Annotated in this window: 9 protein-coding genes; 6 read left to right on the top strand and 3 right to left on the bottom strand. The window is 65.3% G+C overall.

Going from position 1 to position 20911, the window contains the following annotated elements; translation table 11 throughout:
* Positions 1 to 287: 287 nt before the first annotated feature.
* The 3 genes from dsbD to dsbG are packed head-to-tail and all read left to right on the top strand — an operon-like array spanning position 288 to position 3599.
* Complete coding sequence (gene dsbD, locus V7787_RS46970; RefSeq protein ID WP_064493224.1) at positions 288 to 2003, top strand: protein-disulfide reductase DsbD; 1716 nt, start codon at positions 288 to 290, stop codon at positions 2001 to 2003.
* Positions 2003 to 2839 carry a TlpA disulfide reductase family protein gene (locus tag V7787_RS46965; protein ID WP_047604132.1) on the top strand — a complete coding sequence of 279 codons (837 nt, stop codon included), beginning with the start codon at positions 2003 to 2005 and terminating at the stop codon, positions 2837 to 2839. Before dsbD ends, V7787_RS46965 begins: the two co-directional genes overlap by 1 nt.
* A gap of 1 nt (position 2840) precedes the next feature.
* Positions 2841 to 3599 (top strand): thiol:disulfide interchange protein DsbG, encoded by a 759-nt coding sequence (gene dsbG / locus V7787_RS46960; RefSeq protein WP_003254270.1) that lies wholly within the window; start codon positions 2841 to 2843, stop codon positions 3597 to 3599.
* A 314-nt stretch (positions 3600 to 3913) separates the two neighbouring features.
* Here dsbG and V7787_RS46955 read toward each other — a convergent pair whose 3' ends face one another.
* The gene (locus tag V7787_RS46955) at positions 3914 to 16867 is read right to left on the bottom strand and encodes a non-ribosomal peptide synthetase (RefSeq protein ID WP_336094622.1); all 12954 of its coding nucleotides are present in this window, start codon (positions 16865 to 16867) and stop codon (positions 3914 to 3916) included.
* 305 nt (positions 16868 to 17172) lie between these two features.
* Here V7787_RS46955 and V7787_RS46950 point away from each other — a divergent pair, with 305 nt between their 5' ends.
* Positions 17173 to 17703 (top strand): RNA polymerase factor sigma-70, encoded by a 531-nt coding sequence (locus tag V7787_RS46950; RefSeq protein ID WP_010954997.1) that lies wholly within the window; start codon positions 17173 to 17175, stop codon positions 17701 to 17703.
* 227 nt (positions 17704 to 17930) lie between these two features.
* On the opposite strand, the gene V7787_RS46945 is transcribed toward V7787_RS46950, so the two are convergent.
* Together V7787_RS46945 and V7787_RS46940 are read right to left on the bottom strand one after the other, a co-directional pair.
* Positions 17931 to 18944, bottom strand: coding sequence for a GNAT family N-acetyltransferase (locus V7787_RS46945; protein ID WP_064493226.1), 1014 nt, complete (start codon positions 18942 to 18944; stop codon positions 17931 to 17933).
* Between the two features lie 63 nt (positions 18945 to 19007).
* On the bottom strand, positions 19008 to 19808 hold the full coding sequence (locus V7787_RS46940) for a substrate-binding periplasmic protein (RefSeq protein WP_064493227.1): 801 nt from the start codon (positions 19806 to 19808) through the stop codon (positions 19008 to 19010).
* Positions 19809 to 19979: 171 nt separating this feature from the next.
* Here V7787_RS46940 and V7787_RS46935 point away from each other — a divergent pair, with 171 nt between their 5' ends.
* Both V7787_RS46935 and ppnP read left to right on the top strand, forming a co-directional pair.
* Positions 19980 to 20531 carry an exonuclease domain-containing protein gene (locus V7787_RS46935; RefSeq protein WP_064493228.1) on the top strand — a complete coding sequence of 184 codons (552 nt, stop codon included), beginning with the start codon at positions 19980 to 19982 and terminating at the stop codon, positions 20529 to 20531.
* 74 nt (positions 20532 to 20605) lie between these two features.
* Positions 20606 to 20890 (top strand): pyrimidine/purine nucleoside phosphorylase, encoded by a 285-nt coding sequence (gene ppnP / locus V7787_RS46930; protein ID WP_003254278.1) that lies wholly within the window; start codon positions 20606 to 20608, stop codon positions 20888 to 20890.
* Positions 20891 to 20911: the final 21 nt, after the last annotated feature.

The raw sequence follows: 20911 nt of genomic DNA, 5'->3' as shown, positions 1-20911 counted from the left end.
AATTGGCCCGAAACAAACGTAGGAGCGGGTTTACCCGCGAAGCGCCGCGCGGGCGGCGCTCGATCTCGCAGGCGCTGAAAATCCCCCGGCAAACACCTCAAAATTCCAACGCCGTCCCCTCAAAATTCCAACACCGCCCCCTCGAAAATCCAACAACAAAGACCCTGCAAACCCAGAACAAACTCTTACTACTCCTGACTCACCCCCAACCCCAACACCCGCGTTAACCTTCATTTAATCAACCCCAGCCAGCATGGCCCCATTCCCAGATCTGCCAAGGCGAAGACATGCGCGTTCTCCTGCTCTTCCTCACACTCCTACTGGCCGGCCCGTTGCAAGCCAACCCGTTCGATGTGAAACCAGACTTCCTGCCGGTTGACCAAGCCTTCGTGCTCACCCACGACCGCCAGGCCGACGGCCAGATGCGCCTGTACTTCCAGATCAAGCCGGGCTACTACCTGTACCAGAAGCGCCTGAAGTTCGATGGCCTGCCCACCGAGCAACACCCGCAACTGCCACCGGCACTCAACCATCACGACGAGTTCTTTGGCGACAGCGCGGTGTACCGCGACCAGCTTGAACTGCTATTGCCTGCCAACGCCCAGGGTCAGTTGCGCCTGGGCTGGCAGGGCTGTGCCGATGCCGGCCTATGCTACCCGCCGCAAACCACCTCGATCGACTTGGGTGGCAGCGTAACGCCCGCCGCCGAGCAAGCCAGCGACCAGGCCCTGGCCAGCGGCCTTCAGCAAGGCCACCTGGCATGGAGCCTGCTGGCGTTCTTCGGCCTTGGGCTGCTGCTGGCCTTCACCCCCTGCTCGCTGCCGATGCTGCCGATCCTTGCCGGGCTGGTGCTGGGCAATGGCGCCAGTGCCCGGCGCGGCTGGCTGCTGGCCGGGGTCTATGTGCTGAGCATGGCCCTGGTGTACGCCGGGCTCGGGGTGGTTGCTGCCCTGCTGGGTGCCAGCCTGCAGGCCTGGCTGCAGCAACCCTGGCTGCTGGGCAGCCTGGCAGGGCTGTTCGTGCTGCTGGCACTGCCGATGTTCGGCGTCTTCGAACTGCAACTGCCTGCCGCCCTGCGCGACCGCCTGGACCGCGCCGGGCAAGGTACCCGTGGCGGCAACCTGTATGGCGCGGCACTGCTCGGGGCATTGTCCGGCCTGTTGCTCGGCCCGTGCATGACTGCGCCGTTGGCCGGTGCGCTGCTGTACATCGCGCAGAGCGGTGACGTGCTGCAAGGCGCGCTGGTGCTGTTCAGCCTCGGCCTGGGCATGGGCGTGCCGCTGCTGTTGCTGGTAACCCTGGGCAACCGTTATCTGCCGCGCCCGGGTGCGTGGATGAACCGGGTCAAGGGTGTGTTCGGTTTCGTGTTCCTGGCCATGGCGCTGTACACCGTGCGCAGCCTGCTGCCTGCTACCTTGCTGCTGGCACTGAGCGGCGCCTGGCTGATCGCCTTGGCCTGGGCTGCCTGGCCAGCCCTGCAGCGGCTGCCGGCGTTGCGCGCCGTACCGCTGTTGGGCGCGCTGTGGGGCGGCCTGTTGCTGGTCGGTGCGGCAGCAGGCGGCGACGACCTCTGGCAGCCACTACGCCCGTTCGCCGGGGGTGGCAGCACAGCGGCCGCTGGCCAGCATGCCGAGGACAGCTTCGTCACCGTCAGCCGCCCCGAGGACCTGCAACGTGAGCTGGACGCGGCCAAGGCCCGCGGCCAGTGGGTGATGCTCGACTACTATGCCGACTGGTGCGTGTCGTGCAAAGTCATGGAAAAACAGGTGTTCGCCCGCAGCGACGTGCAGACCGGCCTGGCCGGCGTGCACCTGCTGCGCCTGGACGTGACCGCCGACAGCCCGGCCAGCAAAGCCCTGCTGCAGCGCTACCAGGTACCCGGCCCGCCCAGCATCATCTGGATCGGCCCGGATGGCGAAGAACGCCGCGCGCGGCGTATCACCGGTGAGGTGGACGCAGCAGCGTTCCAGCAACACTGGGTCCAGACCAGGAGCCAAGGCTGATGCTGACCGTAACACTCGGGCCACTGACCATGGCCCTCAACCACCTGCTGATGCTCACCGCCCTGGTGATCGCCAGCGTGGTCGGCTGGTGGGTCGCCCGACGTGGCGGCGAGAGCCCGGAATCGGCGCTGTTCAACCTGTTCCTGATCGGCCTGCTGTGTGCCCGCGCCGGCTTCGTACTGGCCTACTGGCCGATGTACCGGGACGACCCGCTGCAAATCATCGACATCCGTGACGGCGGCTTCCTGTTCTGGTCGGGCCTTGCGGGCATCGTGCTCGGAGCCCTGTGGCAGGGCTGGCGCCACCCCGGCCTGCGCCGCCCGCTAGGCTGGGCGCTGTTCAGCGGCGCACTGTTCTGGGGCCTGGCCAGCCTCGGCGGCCACCTGTACAGCAAAGGCACCGAACTGCCCGAACTGAGCCTGCGCAACGCCGGCGGCCAGGCCGTGGCATTGCACAGCTACCGCGGCAAGCCGCTGGTCATCAACATCTGGGCCACCTGGTGCCCGCCGTGTCGGCGTGAGATGCCAGTGCTGCAACAGGCACAAAGCGATTACCCGCACGTGACCTTCCTGTTCGTCAACCAGGGCGAGACCCCGGAAAACGTCAGCACCTTCCTCGCCACCACCGGCCTGAGCCTGACCCACGTGCTGTTCGACGGCACCGGCCTGCTGGCCCAGCGTGTCGGCTCCATGGCCTTGCCCACCACCCTGTTCTACGACGCCAACGGGCGGCTGGTCGGCAGCCACCTGGGCGAACTGTCCCGGGCCAGCCTGCGCCACGCCCTGGAACCTTTCGACCGGGCCATTGCGCCCGCCCCTGCCGCACAAGGAAACTGACATGCGATTGACTGCACTGCTGCCCCTGTCCCTGGCCCTGCTGGCCGCCCCTGCCCTGCAAGCCGAAGAACTGCCCAAAGCGGTTCAGCAGCTGCAAGCCAAAGGCGCCGTGATCAAGGGCAGCTTCGATGCGCCCAACGGCCTGCGCGGTTATGCCGCCGAGTACCAGAACAACGCCCTGGCCCTGTACCTGACCCCCGACGGCAAGCACGTGCTGGTCGGCAGCCTGTTCGACGAACAGGGCAAGGACCTGAGCGCCGAGCCGCTGCAAAAGCTGGTATACGCGCCGATGAGCAAGGAAATCTGGGCGAAAATGGAAAAGACCGCGTGGATCGCCGATGGCAAGGCCGACGCGCCGCGCAAGGTGTACCTGTTCAGCGACCCGAACTGCCCCTACTGCAACATGTTCTGGGAACAGGCGCGGCCGTGGGTAGAGTCGGGCAAGGTGCAGTTGCGCCATATCATGGTCGGCATCATCCGCGAGGACAGCCCGGGCAAGTCAGCGGCACTGCTGGCGGCGAAAGACCCGTCCAAGGCACTGCAACAGCATGAGAAGGCCGGCAAGGCCAGCACCCTGAAGGCGCTGGAACAGGTGCCAGAGGCTGTGCAACAGAAACTGGCGGCGAACATGGCGTTGATGGAAGAGATGGGGTTGCAGGCGACCCCAGCCATTTTCTATCAGGATGAGCAAGGCAACCTGCAAAGCCAGCAAGGGGCACCACGGCCGGAGATGCTGGGGAAGATTCTGGGCAAGCGCTAGTGCATGTGGTGGGGCAAAGATCGAGCTCCGCGAAGCAGGTGACGCGGGGCATGGCACCGGCTACGCCGGTGTTCGCGGGTGAACCCGCTCCTACGGGGCTCGCGCTAACGGCTGGATTGTACGCCAGGCACGTGATCGCAAGGCCTGCGCGGTCGGGCGTAGGAGCGGGTTTACCCGCGAAAGGGCCGGACCTGCTGGCCAATTTCCACCAGCCGTTCACCGTTGCCGCCGCCACTGTATTCGCGGGTAAACCCGCTCCTACGCTGATCGGGAGTGGTTGGCCATTGAGAGGGGGCGCCAAGCGCCCCTGCCCATCACAGCCCCTCCAGTTCAGCCATCAGGTCACTGAGCCGGTCGACCTTGTCATCATCCAGCGCACTGCCCTGCAGCCCCTGAACATACTCGGCCAACGCCTCCACCGTGCTGCACTCGAACATCGCCCGCAGCGGCACGTTCAGCTGTAGCTGCTTCTGCACCCGCGAAGCGATCTGCGTGGCCAGCAGCGAATGCCCGCCCAGCTCGAAGAAGTTGTCGTGCACCCCCACCCGCTCGGCTTTGAGCACATCGGCCCAAATACCCGCCAACACGTCCTCCAATTCGTTGCGTGGCGCCTGATAGGCCTGACTGTACTGGCCGCCGATGTCGATGGCTGGCAGGGCCTTGCGGTCGAGTTTGCCGTTGGCGTTGTGCGGCAAGCTGTCGAACCAGCCCCAGTGCAAGGGCACCATGTACTCCGGCAACTCGGCACGCAGTCGTTGCTTGACCTGCTCCAGCAACGCGGCATCGGCACTGACGCCTTGGTGCGCCACCAGGTAGCCAACCAGATGCTTGCCGTTCACACCCTCCTGCACCGCCACGGCAGCATCGCGAATTTCCGCCTGCTCATGCAGCCGGGCCTCGATTTCTCCCAGCTCGATGCGATAGCCGCGAATCTTCACCTGATGGTCGATGCGCCCGACGTACTCCAGCACACCGTCCGGGCGTTGCCGCGCCAGGTCGCCAGTGCGGTACAGGCGTTCGCCCGGCGCCCCGTAAGGGTGAGGGATGAATGCCAGCGCCGTGCGCACCGGGTCACCGACGTAGCCACGGCCTACACCCGTACCAGCCACGCACAGCTCGCCCACCGCACCCAGCGGCACCAGCGCCTGGTCCTCGCCGAACAGGTACAGGCGGTTGTTGTCGGTTGGCGTGCCGATTGGCAGGTAGCTGCCTTGGGTCGAGGCGGCATCGACGCGGAAGAACGCCACGTCATCCGAGCACTCCGCCGGCCCATAGGCATTGACCAGGCCGATCTGCGGGTAGCGCTGCAGCCACTGCGCCGCCAGCTCCGGTGGCATGGCCTCGCCGGTCGGCAGCATCCAGCGCAGGCCGTCGAGGGCCTGGTGGTCGCTGGCCAGCATGCCCTGGATCAGGGACGGCACGCTCTCCAGCACGGTGATGCCGGTGGCCTGCACGTGCGCCAGCAGGCCCTGCGGGTCATGGGCGATAGCGTTAGGCACGATCTCTACCTTGGCGCCGAACAGCGGCGCAGCCAGGAACTGCCAGACCGAGATGTCGAAGCTTTGCGAAGCGGTCTGGGCAATCACGTCCTGCTCGCTCAGCGCCAGGTAAGGCACCTTGCTCAGCTGGTTGTTGAGCATGCCGCGCTGCTCGACCATCACCCCTTTCGGCAGGCCGGTCGAGCCTGAGGTGTAGATCACGTAGGCGAGGTTGTCCGGGCCACTGTGGATACCCGGGTTGTGGCTTGCGATCGGGTTGGCCTGGACGTCTTCCCAGACCAGCAGTTGCGGCCGCAGCGCAGTCTCCAGCTCACCGAGCAACTGCCGCCCCTGCTCGGCGCAGGACGCGCTGCACACCAACACTGGCGTGCGGCTGAGCTGGATGATGCTTTGCAGGCGCGCCGCCGGCAGGCCCGGGTCCAGCGGCAGGTAGCCGGCGCCGGCCTTGAAGCTGCCGACGATCATGCCCAGCAGCGGCAACCCACGCTCGGCAAGCAGTGCCACTGGCTGGTCCACGCAGACCCCGGCAGCCACCAGCGCATGGCCCAGGCGGTTGGCCGCCAGGTTCAGCCCGGCGTAATCATAGGAGGCCTCCAGGCAGCGGGCCACGGTACGCTGCGGATGCGCCACGACCTGCGCTTCGAACTGCGCGATGTAGCTCTGTTCCAGCGGATAAACCCGCTCGGTCCGGTTGCAGTCCTCCAGCAGGAAGCCTTGCTCCTGGGCGCTCAGCAGCGGTAGCTCGCTCACCTCTCCTTCAAAACCTTGTACCAGCGCCAGCAGCAGGCGCTTGAATTCGGCCAGCAGGCGCTCGACGGTCGGGCAGTCGAAGTAGCGCTGGTCGAAAGACAGGTGCAGGCCCAGGTCATCACCCGGGTAGCACACCGCCGTCAGCGGGAAGTTGGTGTGGGTACGGCCCGAGTCGGAGCTGGCGTTCAGGTGCTGGGCGTGATCGAGCACGGCGGTTTCAACCGGCGCATTCTCGAACACGAACAGGCTGTCGAATAGCGGCTGGCCCTTGGGCAGCTCGCTGCACGCCTGAATCGCCACCAGCGGCAGGTATTCGTACTCGCGCAGTTCCATGTTGCTTTGCAGCAGGCCCTGCAGCCACTGGCGCACACTGCAGCGCTCACCCGCCGCGGGCAACTGCACGCGCAGGGCCACGCTGTTGATGAACAGGCCGACGGTGCGCTGCATCTGCGGCATGCTCACCGGGCGCCCGGCCACGGTCACGCCAAAGGCCACATCGCGGTCGCCGCTGTAACGCGCCAACACCAGGGCCCAGGCCGCCTGGGCGAAAGTGTTGACGGTGAGCTGATGGGCCTGGGCCAGTTCGCGCAGACGCACGCCATCATTCACCTCAAGGCGGGTATAACAATCGCCGACGACCATGCCGCTACCGGCGTGGTCATGGCGCAGCGGGCGGTCGCTCGGGATGGCTGTGGCACGTTCGAAGCCAGCCAGGTTGGCTTGCCACCAGGCGCGTGCGTCGTCCAGGCCCTGGCGTTGCAGCCAACCGATGTAATCGCGGTAACGCGGCGGCACCGGCAGTTGGGCCTGACGGCCTTCGCCAAGGGCCTGGTAGACCTCGAAGAAATCGTTCATCAACAGCGAGCGGCACCAGGCATCGATAAGGATGTGGTGGTTGCTCATCATGAACCAGTAGCGTTCATCGGCCACGCGCACCAGGCGCAGGTGGAACGGTGCCTCGCTGAGCAAGGCAAAGCCGGCCTCGCGCTCCTGCTTGTGCAGGGCCTGCAGGCGCTGCTCCTGGGCATCGTCGGCCATGCCGCGCCAGTCCTGGTAGTCCACCGCCAGGTTGCCCGGCTTGTGGATGATCTGCAGCATCGCCTCGCCGCTGTTCCAGCTGAACGATGCGCGCAACGCTTCGTGGCGCGCCACCACCGCCTGCCAAGCCTGGGCGAAACGCTCAGGGTCCAAGGCACTGTTGATACGGTAGCGGTCCTGCATGTAGTACAGGCCAGTGCCCGGCTCCAGCAGGGTGTGCAGCAGCATGCCTTCCTGCATCGGCGTCAGCGGGTAAACGTCCTCGATCTGCGCGGCCGGGACCGGCAATGCGTCGATCTGCTCCTGAGTCAGGTGCGCCAGCGGGAAGTCCGATGGGGTGAAGCTGCCATTGCCATCGGCCAGGCAATGCGCGACCAGCGCCAGCAGCTCCTGACGATAGGCCTCAGCCAGACCCGCGATGGTCTGCTGGTCGTAGCGCTCGGCGCTGAAGGTCCAGCGCAATTGCAGAGCACCGCCATACACCTGGCCATCGACGCTCAACCAGTTGGGCAACGGCGCATCGAGGTCATGCGCCAACCCGGCCGGGGCCTCCAGGGGCTGGAACAAGGCTGTACTGTCGAACTGCTGGTCGAACTGGCCCAGGTAGTTGAAGGTGATGCGCGCCTGCGGCAAGGCCGCCATCTGCTCGCGCCCGGCGGCATCCGCCAGGTAGCGCAGTACGCCGTAGCCCAGGCCCTTGTGCGGTACATGGCGCAGTTGTTCCTTGATGCGCTTGATCGAACCGGCCCGCGCCGCGTCGTCTTCACCTGGCAGCGGACGCAGGCTCAATGGGTAGGCATTGGTGAACCAGCCGACGCTGCGGGTCAGGTCCATGTCTTCGAACAGCCCGTCACGGCCATGGCCTTCGAGCTGCACCAGCACTTCTTCATCGCCGCTCCAGCGGTACAAGGCCCGCGCCAGTGCAGTCAACAGCAGGTCGTTGACCTGGGTGTGGTAAGCCGCCGGGGCCAGTTGCAACAGCTGTCGGGTTTGCTCCACGTCCAGGCCGATGGCCAGGGTTTGAGCATGGCGATGCAAATTGCCGCCCTGCGGATGGTCGCACGGCAATTCGCGACGCACACCGCCCAGCTGGCCTTGCCACCAGGCCAGTTCGTCACGCAGCGAATCGCTGCCGGCGTAGCTGGCCAGGCGCGCGGCCCAGTCGCCGACGGCGTGGGTCTTGGCCGGCAGAGGCTGGCCACGGTACAGCGCCTGCAGGTCTTCCAGCAGCACCCGCCAGGACACGCCATCAACCACCAGGTGATGAATCGCCAGCAGCAACCGCTGGGTGCCCCGCCCGTCACGCACCAGCAAGGCGCGCAGCAGCGGCCCCTGTTGCAGGTCCAGGCTGCGCTGCACGTCAGTGTAGAGTGCCTGACAATCATTGAAATCGGCGACAGTGGCGCTCCACAGCAGTTGCTCGGCGCCAGGCTGCACGTACTGGGCCTGCCAGCGGCCCTGGGCGTCGCTGAAGCGCAGGCGCAGGCTGTCATGGTGCTGCACCAGCGCAGCCAATGCCTGTTCAAGGGTGGCCTCAACCAAGGGTTGGCGCACCTCCAGCAGCACAGCCTGGTTCCAGTGTTGCGGCTGTGGCACGTCACTGTCGAAGAACCAGTGCTGGATCGGCGTCAACCCGGCCTGGCCCTGGCGCAGTCCCTGCTCCACCGTGCTCGCGGCTTCGCTGAGCTGAACCACAGTTGCCAGGGTCTGGATGGTCTGATGCTGGAACAGGTCGCGCGGGGTGAATTGCAAGCCGGCCTGCCGGGCGCGGCTGACCACCTGAATCGACAGGATCGAGTCGCCCCCCAGCTCGAAGAAGTTGTCCTGCACGCCGACCCGGGCAACGTTGAGCACCTCGCGCCAGATCTGCGCCAACTGTGCTTCCACCTCATTGCCAGGGGCCTGGTATTGCTGGCGCGCCTGCTCAAGGTCCGGCAGCGGCAGCGCACGGCGGTCGAGCTTGCCGTTGCCCATCAGCGGCAGGCTATCGAGCAGCACCAGGTGCGCAGGCACCATGTAGTCGGGCAGGTGCTGGCGGGCATCGGCTTTCACCGCTTCGCGCAGCAGTTGTTGCACGTCGTTAACGGCGGTGGCCTGCCTGCACACCAGATAGCCCACCAACTGCTTGCCGCCCGGCAAGTCCAGCGCCAGCACGACGGCCTCGTCGACATCCTCGTGCGCTAGCAGGCGGCTCTCGATTTCGCCCAGTTCGATGCGGAAGCCGCGGATCTTCACCTGCTGGTCGGCACGGCCGACATACTCCACCAGGCCATCAGTACCCAGGCGTACCAGGTCGCCGGTACGGTACAGGCGCCCGCCTTCGGCACTGAACGGGTCGGCGACAAAGCGCTCGGCAGTGAGGCCTGGCCGGTCGTGGTAACCCTGGGCCAGGCCGGCGCCGCCGACGTACAGTTCGCCAATACCGCCTTGCGGCAACAAGGCCAGATCCTCGTCGAGGATGTAGGCCGTACGGCTACCGATGACGCGGCCGATCGGTACGCTGCCAAGGTCTGCTGGCAAGGCCTCTGGGGCCAGGCACGCCAGCGGCATGACCACGGTTTCGGTCGGGCCGTAGGCATTGAAGCACTGCTGCGGCGCAAAGGCCTGGCGAATACGCTGCAGGTGCTCGCCGGTCAGCGCCTCGCCCCCGGTAATCACCAGGCGTACCGGCAATTGTTCGCCCCGCCCGCCCAGGTACTGCGCCAGCTGGCTGCCGTAGCTGGGGGTAAAGCCCAGAATGCTCACCTGCTGCTCGCGCACCAACTGGCAGATGTCCTCGGCGCCCCACTGCCCCTGGGCGCGCAATACCACGCGCGCACCACACAACAGCGGCACCCACAGGCGCTCGCTGGCAGCGTCGAAGTTGATGGAATAGAAGTGCAGCTCGCAGTCATCGCTGCGCATGCCGAATGCAGCGATCACGGCCTGGCAGTGCATGGCGAACTCGCCATGGCTGACCACCACGCCCTTGGGTTTGCCGGTAGAGCCTGAGGTGTAGATCAGGTAAGCCTGGTGCTGCGGCAGGCTGAGGTTGTCCAGCGGCGCATCGCTGTAGGCCGCCAGGCTGGCGGCATCGTCCTCCAGGCTCCAGCTGGCCACGCCTTCAGGCAGCTCGCCCAGGGTGTGCAGCAGCGCACGCTGGCTGAGCAGCAAGCCGATGCGGCTATCTTCGATCATGTAGCGCAGGCGGTCGAGCGGGTACTCGGGGTCGAGCGGTACATAGGCGCCGCCGGCCTTGAGGATGCCCAGCAGGCCGACGACCATTTCCAGCGAGCGCTCCAGCGCCAGGCCCACGCGCACCTGCGGGCCGACACCCCGTTCGCGCAGGGCACGCGCCAGGCGGTTGGCCTGCTGGTCGAGTTCGGCGTAGGTCAAGTGCTGGCCGGCGAAGGTCAGCGCGCCAGCCTGTGGCGTGCGCGCGGCCTGGGCGGCGAACAGACCGTGGAGGGTCTGGCCAAGGTCGAAATCGTGTTCGCCCTGCAATTGGCCTGTAAGCACTTGTTGCTCGGCACTGCTCAGCATTGGCAGTTCGCACAGGCGGTGTTGCGGGTTGTCGAGCAAACCGACCAGCAGTTGTTGCCAGTGCTCGGCCATGCGCGCGATACGCGGGGCGTCGAACAGGTCGCGGCTGTAGGTCAGGCAGCAGCCCAGCCGGCCGTCCAGGTCGGTCACCTCCAGGTACAGGTCGAACTTGGTGGCGCTGGCATCGTTGACCAGGTAGTCCACCTGCATGCCGGCCAGCGTGCGGCTTTGCTGGAAGGCCCAGCGCTGCACGTTGCACATCACCTGGAACAGCGGGTTGTAGGCACTGCTGCGTGGGGGCTGCAGGGCCTCTACCAGTTGGTCGAACGGCAGGTCCTGGTGCGACTGGCCTTCGATGGCAGCCTGGCGAATCTGCTCCAGCAGCGCGCTGGCGGTCATCTGGCCGTCCAGCTCGCAGCGCAGCACCTGGGTGTTGAGGAAAGCGCCGATCAGGCCTTCGCTTTCCGGACGGATGCGGTTGGCCACCGGCGCGCCGATACGCAGGTCGCGCTGGCCACTGTAGCGGTGCAGCAAGGCGGCCAGGGTGGCGGTCATGGTCATGAACAGGGTCAGGCCGCGCTGGCTATTGAAAGCATGCACGCGGGCCACCAGTGCCGGATCGAGTTCGAAGCGGTACAGCTCGCCACGGTGGCTCTGGACTGCCGGACGCGGGCGGTCGGCAGGCAACGCCAGCACCGGGTGCTCGTCGCCCAGGCGGTGCTTCCAGTAGGCCAGTTGTCGAGCGCCCTCGCCGCTTTCCAGCCATTGCCGTTGCCACACGCTGTAGTCCAGGTACTGCACCGGCAGCGGCGCCAGTGGCGACTCGCGGTCATCGACAAAGGCTTCGTACAGCTCGCCCAGCTCGCGGGCGAAGATGTCCATGGCCCAGCCTTCGGTCACGATGTGGTGCAGCGTCAGCACAAAGAAGTGCTCGCGCTCGTTGGCCTTGACCAGGCAGGCGCGCAGCAGCGGCCCCCGCTCCAGGTCGAAGGGCTGGTGCGCCTGGTCGTCGGCCAGTTGTTGCAAACGTTGCTGGCAGGCATCGTCTGACAAAGCGCTGAAGTCTTGCCAGTCCAGATGCAGGCCGCTGTCTTCGGCCACGCACTGGTACGGCACGCCGTCGATGCTGGGGAACGTGGTGCGCAAGGTTTCGTGACGCACGATCAGCGCCTGCAGCGCACGCTCGAAGGCGTCCACGTGCAGGGTGCCGCGCAGGCGTGCCATGCCGCCTACGTTGTACGCCGGGCTGTCCGGCTCCATCTGCCAGAGGAACCACATTCGCTGCTGCGAGTACGACAGCGGCACCGCCTGACGGCGGTCGACACGGGTTATTGCACCCTGCAGATTGCGCTCGCCGGCCGCGCGCAGGCGGGCGATTTCGGCACAGAAGGCGCCCAGCTCGCTGGCTTCGAACAGGGCCTTGAGCGGCAGCTCGACATCGCAGGCCTGGCGGGTGCGCGAAACGATCTGGGTAGCCAGCAACGAGTGGCCACCGAGGGCGAAGAAGTCGTCCTGCAGGCCAATGCGCGGCAGATTCAACACGTCGCGCCAGATGGCCGCGACCTGTTGTTGCAGCTCGGTTCGTGGCTCGACATGCTCACGCTGCTGCCACACTGGAGCAGGGAGTGCCTTGCGGTCGACCTTGCCGCTGGGGCCCAGTGGCATCTGTGCCAAAGGGATGAGTTGCGCCGGCACCATGTAGGCTGGCAATTGCTCAGCCAGTACGGCCAGCACCTCGGCAGGCTGGGCGCTGCCACTGTAATAGCCGACCAGTTGCGCGCCAACGGCGTCCTTGTGGATCAGCACCAGCGCCTGTTCCACACCTGCCTGTGCCAGCAGGCAGGCCTGCACTTCCTCGGGCTCGACGCGGAAACCGCGCACCTTGACCTGCTGGTCGAGGCGGCCAAGGTATTCCAGGGCCTCCAGCTGAACCTGCCAGCGGGCGCGATCGCCACTGCGGTACAGACGCTGACCATTGCCGTCGGCCTGGGGTACGAAGCGCTCGGCAGTGAGGCCGGGGCGGCCCAGGTAACCACGGGCCAGGCCCGCGCCACCGAGGTACAGTTCGCCCGGCACACCGGGGGCGCTCAGTTCCAGCTCATCGTCCAGCACGCGGCACAGCACATTGCCCAGCGGGCGGCCGATGGGCGAGCGCTCGCCGTCCACCACCTGACAGTGCCAGTGGGTGACGTTGATGGCGGTTTCGGTCGGGCCGTACCGGTTGTGCAGCTGCACCTGCGGCAGCACCTGCAGCACGCGGTCACGCAGCGTGGCGGACAACGCTTCGCCACCCGAGAACACCCGGCGCAAGCTACTGCAGGCCCCCGCCTGCGGCTCCTGGACGAACACCTGCAACAGCGGCGGTACAAAGTGCAGCGTAGTCACCCCATAAGCCTGCACCAGGGCAGCGATACGCTGCGGGTCGCGGTGTTCACCAGGGCCGGCGAGCACCAGCTTGCAGCCGGTGACCAGCGGCCAGAAGCATTCCCACACCGAGACGTCGAAACTGATCGGCGCTTTCTGCATCAGCACGTCGCTGTCATTCAGCGCATAGGTCGTCTGCATCCACTGCAGGCGCTCGGCCAACGCCGCATGGGTATTGCCTACGCCCTTGGGCTGCCCGGTGGAGCCGGAGGTATAGATAACGTAGGCCAGGTTGTCGCCGTGCAGGTGCAGGCCGGGGGCATGGCTGGGCCAGCTGTCCAGGTGCAACTGGTCGAGGGCAATGGCGCTGACACCGTCGACCTGCGGCAGCTTGCCCAGCAGGCTGCTGTGGCTCAGTAGCAACCGGGCGTCGCAGTCGGCCAGCATGTAGGCCAGGCGTTCGGCAGGGTAATCGACATCCAGCGGCACGTAGGCACCGCCGGCCTTGAGAATGGCTAGCAGGCCGACCAGCAATTGCGGTGAGCGCTCGATGGCAATGGCCACACAGGTATCGGGGCCGACGCCTTTGTCACGCAGGTAGTGGGCCAGGCGGTTGGCTTGCTGGTGCAGCCCGGCGTAATCCAGGCTGCCCCCGTCCCAAACCAGGGCGGTGCGCTGCGGCGTCAGGCGTGCCTGCTCATTGAGTTGTTCGACCAACAGGTGCTGCGCTGCGGCGGCCGGTGCCTGGCCCCAACCCAGCAGCTGCGCACGGCCGGGCTCATCCAGCAGTTGCACGTCGCCCAGCGCCTGCTGCGGCGCGGCACACACCTGTTCCAGCAGCGCCAGCAGGTGATGGGCCAGACGTTCGACGGTGCTGGCTTCGAACAGCTCCGTGGCGTAGTCGAAGGCCAGGCTCAGGCGGCCCAGATGGTCCTCCTCACTGTGCAACTGCAAGTCGAACTTGGCTTCGCGGCTGTGCCACGCCAGCTCTTCGGCCAACAGCCCCGGCAGACGCCGCAGGGCTGACAGGTCGCGTTGCTGGTGGTTGAACATGACCTGGAACAGGCCCTGTTCGCGCGCATCTTTCAGGGCTTCGACAAGCTGTTCGAAGGGCAGGTCCTGATTAGCCTGGGCTTGCAACGTGGCCTGTCGTACCTGGGTCAGCAACTGGGTAAACGAGTGACGGCCATCGAATTGCGCGCGCAGCACCTGCGTATTGATGAAGAAACCGACCATGCCTTGGGTTTCCAGGCGCAAGCGGCTGGCGTTGGGCACGCCGACGCGGATATCGGCCTGGCCGCTGTAGCGCTGCAGCAGCGCCTGCCAACCTGCCAGCAGGACCATGAACAGGCTGGCCTGCTGCTGGTGGGCAAGGCTCTTGAGCGCTTCGCCAAGCCTGGCCGGCACCTTGAGGTTGAAGCGCGCAGCGCTGTGCTCGCGCTGGCTGGCGCGCGGGTGGTCAGTGCACAGGTCGAGCGCCGGCAGCTCACCACCAAGGTGTGCCTTCCAGTACTGCAACTGGCGTTCGGCTTCACCGTCAGCCAGCCATTGCCGCTGCCAGCTGCCGTAGTCGGCGTACCCCAGGGGCAGCGGCGCCAGGTTGGCCTCCAGGCCTTGGCAGCGAGCGGCATACAGCTTGGCGAATTCTTCGAGCAGGATGTTCAGCGACCAGCCGTCAGCAACGATGTGGTGCAGGGTCACCCACAGCTGATGCTCTTCGTCGCCCAGGCGCACCAGGGTTACCCGCAGCAGCGGGCCCTGGGTGAGGTCGAACGGCTGGCGGGCCTCGGTTTCCCGCAGCGCGGCGACCTGCTCGGGCGAGTGCCCTTCAAGGTCCAGGCGGTGCAGGCTGAACGGCTGTTGAGGCAGGATACGCTGCAGCGCCTGGCCATTCTCTTCGCTGAACACAGTACGCAGCGATTCATGGCGCGCCACCAGTGCCTGGAAGCTCACTTGCAGAGCATTGACATCCAGCTCGCCACGCAGGTGCAAGCCGGCGGGAATGTTGTAGGCCGCTGATTGCGGTTCCAGCTGCCACAGCAGCCACAAGCGGTTTTGCGCCAGCGACTGGGGCAACGCCCGGGCGCGCTCCAGCGTGGCGATGGCCGTGGTGGCTGCAGCGCCATCGGCGATGATCTGTGCCACAGCCTTGCTGTAGTCGGCCAGTACCGGCGCCTCGAACAGGGTACGCAGGCTCAGGTCGATACCCAACTCATCGGCCAGGCGCGCTGTGGCCTGGGTGGCTGCGATGGAGTTACCGCCCAGCAGCAGGAAGTGGTCGTCCGCGACCACCGCCTCTACCTTGAGGATGTCGCGCCACACAGCGGCGATGCGTGCTTGCAGCTCGTCGCCAGGGGATGCACGGGTACCGGCTTCGCTCACCTCAGGGAAACGGGCATAGCAGTCCAGGCTGCCATCGTCCATGCGCAGCCGGCAGGCAGAGCGCTGCAACTTGCCGCTGGAGGTCTTCGGCAGCGCGCCGGGGTTCAGCAGCAGGACCACGGCCGGGGCCTGTCGGCAGGCGTCGGCGACGACCTGGCGCAGGGTCTTGATCAGGTCCTGGGGCTTGAGTGCCTTTTGCACGTTGCGGCTGATCTCCACCGCGACACCGATGCCCTCCTCGCCTTGGTGCTCGACGGCGAACACTGCCACACGGCCTTTGCGCAGCACCTGAACTTCGCGCTCGAGGGTTTTCTCCAGGTCTTGTGGGTACAGGTTTTGCCCACGCACGATCAGCATGTCCTTCAGGCGCCCGGTGACGAATACCTCGCCGTCACGCATGAAGCCCAGGTCGCCGGTACGCAGCCAGGTCTGGCCGTCCATTTCGACGAAGGTTCGAGCGCTGGCTTCTGGGTTGCGCCAGTAGCCCCGGGCGATGCTCGGGCCGCCTGCCCAGATTTCCCCCACCTGGTTGTCGCCCAGCACTTGCAACTGTTGCGGCTCGACGATGCGTACCGCGTGCCCCGGCTGCGGGAAGCCGCAACTCATCAGCACGCTGCCAGTGCCGGGTTCGGCGCGGTTGGCGGCGAAGGCTTTGGCATCCAGCTCAAGCGCGGCGATACCCTGGCCACGACGGCTGCCGCTAACGAACAGGGTGGCTTCGGCCAGGCCATAACTGGCGAAGAAGCTCTGCGGGTCGAAGCCACAGGCCTGGAACTTGTCGGCGAAGGTGGCCAGGCTGTCCTGGCGGATCGGCTCGGAGCCGGAATAGGCCACGCGCCAGCGGCTCAGGTCGAGCCCGGCCAGCGAAGCCTCGCTGACCCGCTCGCTGCACAGGCGATAAGCGAAGTCGGGCCCGCCGCTGATGGTGCCACCGTATTCGCTGATGGCCTGCAACCAGCGCAACGGCCGGGCCAGAAAGTACCCCGGCGACATCAGCACGCAAGGCACGCCACTGAAGATCGGCTGCAGCAGGCCGCCGATCAGGCCCATGTCATGGTACAGCGGTAGCCAGCTGACGATCACATCGTCGGGGTTGAGGTCGATACCAAAGCCTTGGCGGATCAGTTGCTCGTTGGCCACCAGGTTGCCATGGCTGACCTGCACGCCCTTGGGCAGCGCGGTGGAGCCGGAGGTGTACTGCAGGAAGGCGATGTCATCGCCCTTGAGCACGGGTTCACGCCAGTTCGCAGCCAAGGCCGGGTCCAAGCCATCCACTGCCAGCAGTTGGGGGGCATTGTCCGCCGCCAGGGCTTCCAGGCCCTGCAGGCTGTCGTGCAGCGCCGCCACGGTCAGCAGCAGGCGCGGCTCGGCGTCATCGATGATCGACAGCAAACGCTCCTGGTGCTGCTGGCGCGCGGACTCCGGCGGGTAGGCCGGCACCGCGATCACGCCCGCATACAGGCAGCCGAAGAACGCCGCCACGTAATCTGGCCCGCTGGGGAACAACAGCACGGCACGGTCACCGAAGCTGGCGCGCGCCTGCAAGGCGGCGGCGATGGTGCGTGCACGCTGGTCGAGGTCCCGGTAGCTGAGCACGGCCTGCTCACCGGGCGTGTCGGCGAGAAAGCGCAGGGCAATCCTGTCCGGGGTCTGCGCGGCGCGTTGCGCCAGGGCCTGGACCAGCGAGAGCGGGAGTTCGAAGGCGTCCGTCATTGGGTGTTCCTGCCAGTGTCTGGTTAGGTCTGACAGCTGCTCCGCTAACGTGGGCGGGCAACGTATGCGACCGGGGATGTACACAGGGGAACGGATGGGCAGGGAGAGAAATTAGCGGGCAGGTCAGGCTTTAAGGGTTGATAAGGCATACCCCCAAAGCCAACCGCGCTTTAGAACTGAAACCCACAGATACTAATTACATTTCGCATTTGACAATTATTATCATCTTGAATAGTTTGTCGCACGTCGTAGGAAGCTTCCCAACCTTGGGCGCCTCCTCTCCCCTCTGTGACAAGGTGATTTCCATGGCGGAACAACTATCCACAAGTAAGTGCGATTCACCATTACTGCAGGCCTTCGTCGACAACCGCAGCATCCTGGTCAAGATCGCCGCCCGCATCACAGGCTGCCGTTCGCGGGCTGAGGACGTGGTACAGGATGCCTTTTTCCGGCTCAGCACCGCCCCGCAGATCACCTCATCGTTCAAGGCCCAGCTGAGCTACCTGTTCCAGATCGTGCGCAACCTGGCGATTGACCACTATCGCAAGCAGGCGATGGAGCTGAAGTACTCCGGTAGTGAGGAGGAAGGCATGAACGTGGTGGTGCAGAACGCCTCGCCCGAAGCCACCCACATCAACCGCGCCGCGCTGAATGACATCGCGGAGGCCTTGAACGAACTGCCGCCGCGCACCCGCTATGCTTTCGAGATGTACCGCCTTAATGGCGTGCCGCAGAAGGACATTGCCAAGGAACTGGGCGTATCGCCGACCTTGGTCAACTTCATGATCCGCGATGCGCTGGTGCATTGTCGCAAGACGGCCAGTCGGCAGGCCTGAAGATGGCTGCAAGCAAACGCGAGAGCGAACCTGGATCGCTCTCGCTTTTGCTTGCAGCGCTAGTGTGGTGTTTTGCAAATACGGCCAATAACTCGCGAGCGATTTTTGCGTTCAGGCAAGGCGTCGCGACGAGTCGTAGCCCAGCTACGGCGAGGAGCGACAACGCCGCATGAGCGCAAAAAGCGCCGCGAGTTATGGTCGTTATTTGTGAAACACCACACTAGCCCCTACGTCAGCTTGCAACGATCGAAAAACCGCTCCCGCCCCAGAATCATCAACGCCGCCCGCTTGTGAGGAAAGTCGAACTCCTTGTCGCAATGGAAACATTGGTCGTGCATGTAGCCAATCATCTTGCCATTGTCGGCGCGCGGCTCGGCCACCACCCGCTGGGTGCGCGGGTCATCCAGGAACAGGTAGTGCACCAACGCCGATAGCCAGCTGGCCACCTTGTGCGGCCCTCGGTGGCTCTCCTCTCCCACCAGCATATGGATACCACGGTCGTAGTCATCGGCCGGGTAGAAGGGGGCAATGCGGTCCTCCTTGGCCCAGTACGCCTCGAAGTAGGCAAACGGCTCGTCATCGAAACAACCGATCAACGTCAACGTATGCGGGTCGGCTTCGAGCTTGGCCAAGTATTCGCGGTGCTGCTCCAGCGTGCCACCCTCCTGCCAGAACGCCTCCACGCGAGGGTTGTTCTGCCAGCGGTTGAAACGCTCCAGGTCATGCTCGATCTCCAGGGTACGCAGCGATACCCAACTGCCCAAGCGCGCATCGAAGCGCCGGTACACTTCGCCCCGCGGCTTGGGCGCCCGGCGCGGGTGACGCTTGCCGTTGCTGATCTGCATCTGCTGCGGATATACCCCGGCAACCGACTCGCCCAGCCACGGCTGCGGCAGTTGCCAGAACAGTGCGCGCTCGCACAGGTACTGGCCAGGCTGTTCACCGGCCAGCAGCAGGCCACTGGCCAACGCCTGCGGCAACACTTCGGGCAGGTGCCAGGTCAGGCGCTGGCAGGCCGTATCGCGCGACAACAACCAATAACAGGCGGCCCACAAGGCTTGGTAGGGGCGCTCGGGGCAAAAGCGCTCAAGGTGAACGTGCAGAGAAGCGCCAACCTCCAGTCGCAACTGGATCAGGGGGCGGCCTTCAAGGGCCAGGCTTAACCAGCTGTCGCCCTCCTCGGCACTGAGGCTGCGCCAGCGTGGCGGTGACTGTGGCTGCGAAGCGGCATCGAACGGCATGGGCTTGACTCACGAAAATGAAGAAAAGGCACACTGCAGGGAACGTTGCCGCAACACGGGAATTTAGTCTTGCGGTGCAGCCACCTTGATTCGGTACGGCTCGAAGATGCGCGCCAGTTCACCGCTGTCACGCAGGCCACGCAGCAGGGCAGCGAACGACTGCTCGCCGATAGGCGCCCCCGGGCGCAGCAAGGCGTAGTGGTGATAGACCTGGTCAATGCGTTGCGAAGGCACCAAATGCGCCCTGCTCGCCGGGTTGCGTGCCAGGAAATCACTGAGGTAGGAACGCGTGACCAGGGCAATATCGGCGCGGCCGGCCTGCACCATCAGCAGGTTGCTGTCGTGGGAATAGGTCAGGGTCGCGTTGTATGTCTTGCGCAGGTAGTCCGGGTCAGCGTTGAAGCTCGCAAACGCGTAGTGGTAGCCGTTGAACAAGGCCAGGCGTTTGCCGCGCAGGTCATCGAAATAATGCGGATCATTGCCGTTTGCCTTGCGGGCGACGAACACTTCGGCATCTTCCAGGCCCATGTCCACGGTCTGATGGGCAATCTGCTCCCAGCCCCATTGTGGGTTCTCGAAAATCGCCATGTCGGTGCGGCCCTGCTGGAAGTCACCGAAGCGCCGCTGGATAGACGTAGGCACCAGAACGAAGTGATAGTGCTGCTGCGCCCGGTTGAGTGCATCGACCAACTGCGGCAGCAAACCGGTATCGGCACCTTGCTCGGGGCGCACTGTGTAAGGCGGGAAATGGGCTGCGCCAATCTTCACTTCAACCGCCTCGCCAGCCCATACCGGTGCCGCCAACCAGAACACGGCCAGCAGCATCAGGGTGGACAAGGCCTTGAGGCCGGGCGCTGGAGTCAAGACGGACACTCATCACGGTTTATGCCTGTATGCGCTTAAGCTAGGCGTTTTCCAGGGGCGACACAACTACTGACGCCTGCTCTTTGTGCCAAAGCAGGCGGCAAAATGCCATAGGATGCCGTATGCCCGGACATTGGCTACGCTCTAGCAGGATCTGCAGGGGAGCCTGGTATGGGCCATTGGTTGGTGATCGACCTGGAAGCCACCACCGACGATGGTGGGTGGCCGGTTACAGAGATGGAAGTCATTGAAATCGGCGCAAGCCTGGTTACCCGCGAAGGCCGCGAGGTCGACCATTTCCAGCGTTTTGTAAAGCCACGGCGGCGGCCGCAGCTGACCCCGTTCTGCCGTGAGCTGACCCACATCAGCCAGGCCGACGTGGACAGCGCCGCGCCGTTTCGCGAGGTGTGGGCAAGCTTCGAGCGCTGGCTGGGGCACCACCGCGGGCAGCTTCAGGCCTGGGTCAGCTGGGGCGACTACGACCGCCAGCAACTGCACCAGGAGTGGCAGCAGCACAGCCTCGACAGCCTGCTGCGCACATTGCCGCACATCAACCTCAAGCAACGCTTTGCCAAGGCCCGCCACCTGCAGCGCCCCACCGGCCTGAACGGCGCCCTGCAACTGGCCGGCATGCACTTTTGCGGGCAGCAGCACAGGGCCCTGGAAGATGCGCGAAACACGGCGCGGCTATTACCGTTGACCCTGCCCGCCAGCAGCCCCTGATAGCAGATGACGACGCCTGTGGGCTTGGGCATACTGGCCAGCCCTTTTTCAGCACCTCTTTTCAGGAGTCGCCCATGTTCCAGGTCAACGAGTACTTCAACGGCACCGTCAAGTCGATCGCATTCTCGGGCGAAGAAGGCCCGGCCACTGTCGGCGTCATGGCTCCGGGCGAATACGAATTCGGCACTGCCAAGCGCGAGATCATGCATGTGGTATCGGGCGCGCTGACCGTGAAACTGCCAGGTAGCGACAACTGGGAAACCTTCAACGCCGGTGACAAGTTCAACGTGCCGGCTGACAGCAAGTTCCAGCTGCAGGTGAAGGTGGATACCGCTTACCTGTGCGAATACCGCGACTAAGCGCCGACCTGTTCCGGCCTC

Source organism: Pseudomonas sp. CGJS7, assembly GCF_036961695.1.
The sequence above is the reverse complement of the archived record's forward strand: the minus strand, read 5'-3'. Positions and strand labels throughout refer to the sequence as shown.

Bases quoted from the DNA above. Each gene is read 5' to 3' on its own strand.
- V7787_RS46945 (WP_064493226.1), bottom strand. From the start codon at position 18,944: ATGCCGTTCGATGCCGCTTCGCAGCCACAGTCACCGCCACGCTGGCGC.
- dsbD (WP_064493224.1), top strand. From the start codon at position 288: ATGCGCGTTCTCCTGCTCTTCCTCACACTCCTACTGGCCGGCCCGTTG.
- ppnP (WP_003254278.1), top strand. From the start codon at position 20,606: ATGTTCCAGGTCAACGAGTACTTCAACGGCACCGTCAAGTCGATCGCA.
- V7787_RS46935 (WP_064493228.1), top strand. From the start codon at position 19,980: ATGGGCCATTGGTTGGTGATCGACCTGGAAGCCACCACCGACGATGGT.
- dsbG (WP_003254270.1), top strand. From the start codon at position 2,841: ATGCGATTGACTGCACTGCTGCCCCTGTCCCTGGCCCTGCTGGCCGCC.
- V7787_RS46950 (WP_010954997.1), top strand. From the start codon at position 17,173: ATGGCGGAACAACTATCCACAAGTAAGTGCGATTCACCATTACTGCAG.
- V7787_RS46965 (WP_047604132.1), top strand. From the start codon at position 2,003: ATGCTGACCGTAACACTCGGGCCACTGACCATGGCCCTCAACCACCTG.
- V7787_RS46955 (WP_336094622.1), bottom strand. From the start codon at position 16,867: ATGACGGACGCCTTCGAACTCCCGCTCTCGCTGGTCCAGGCCCTGGCG.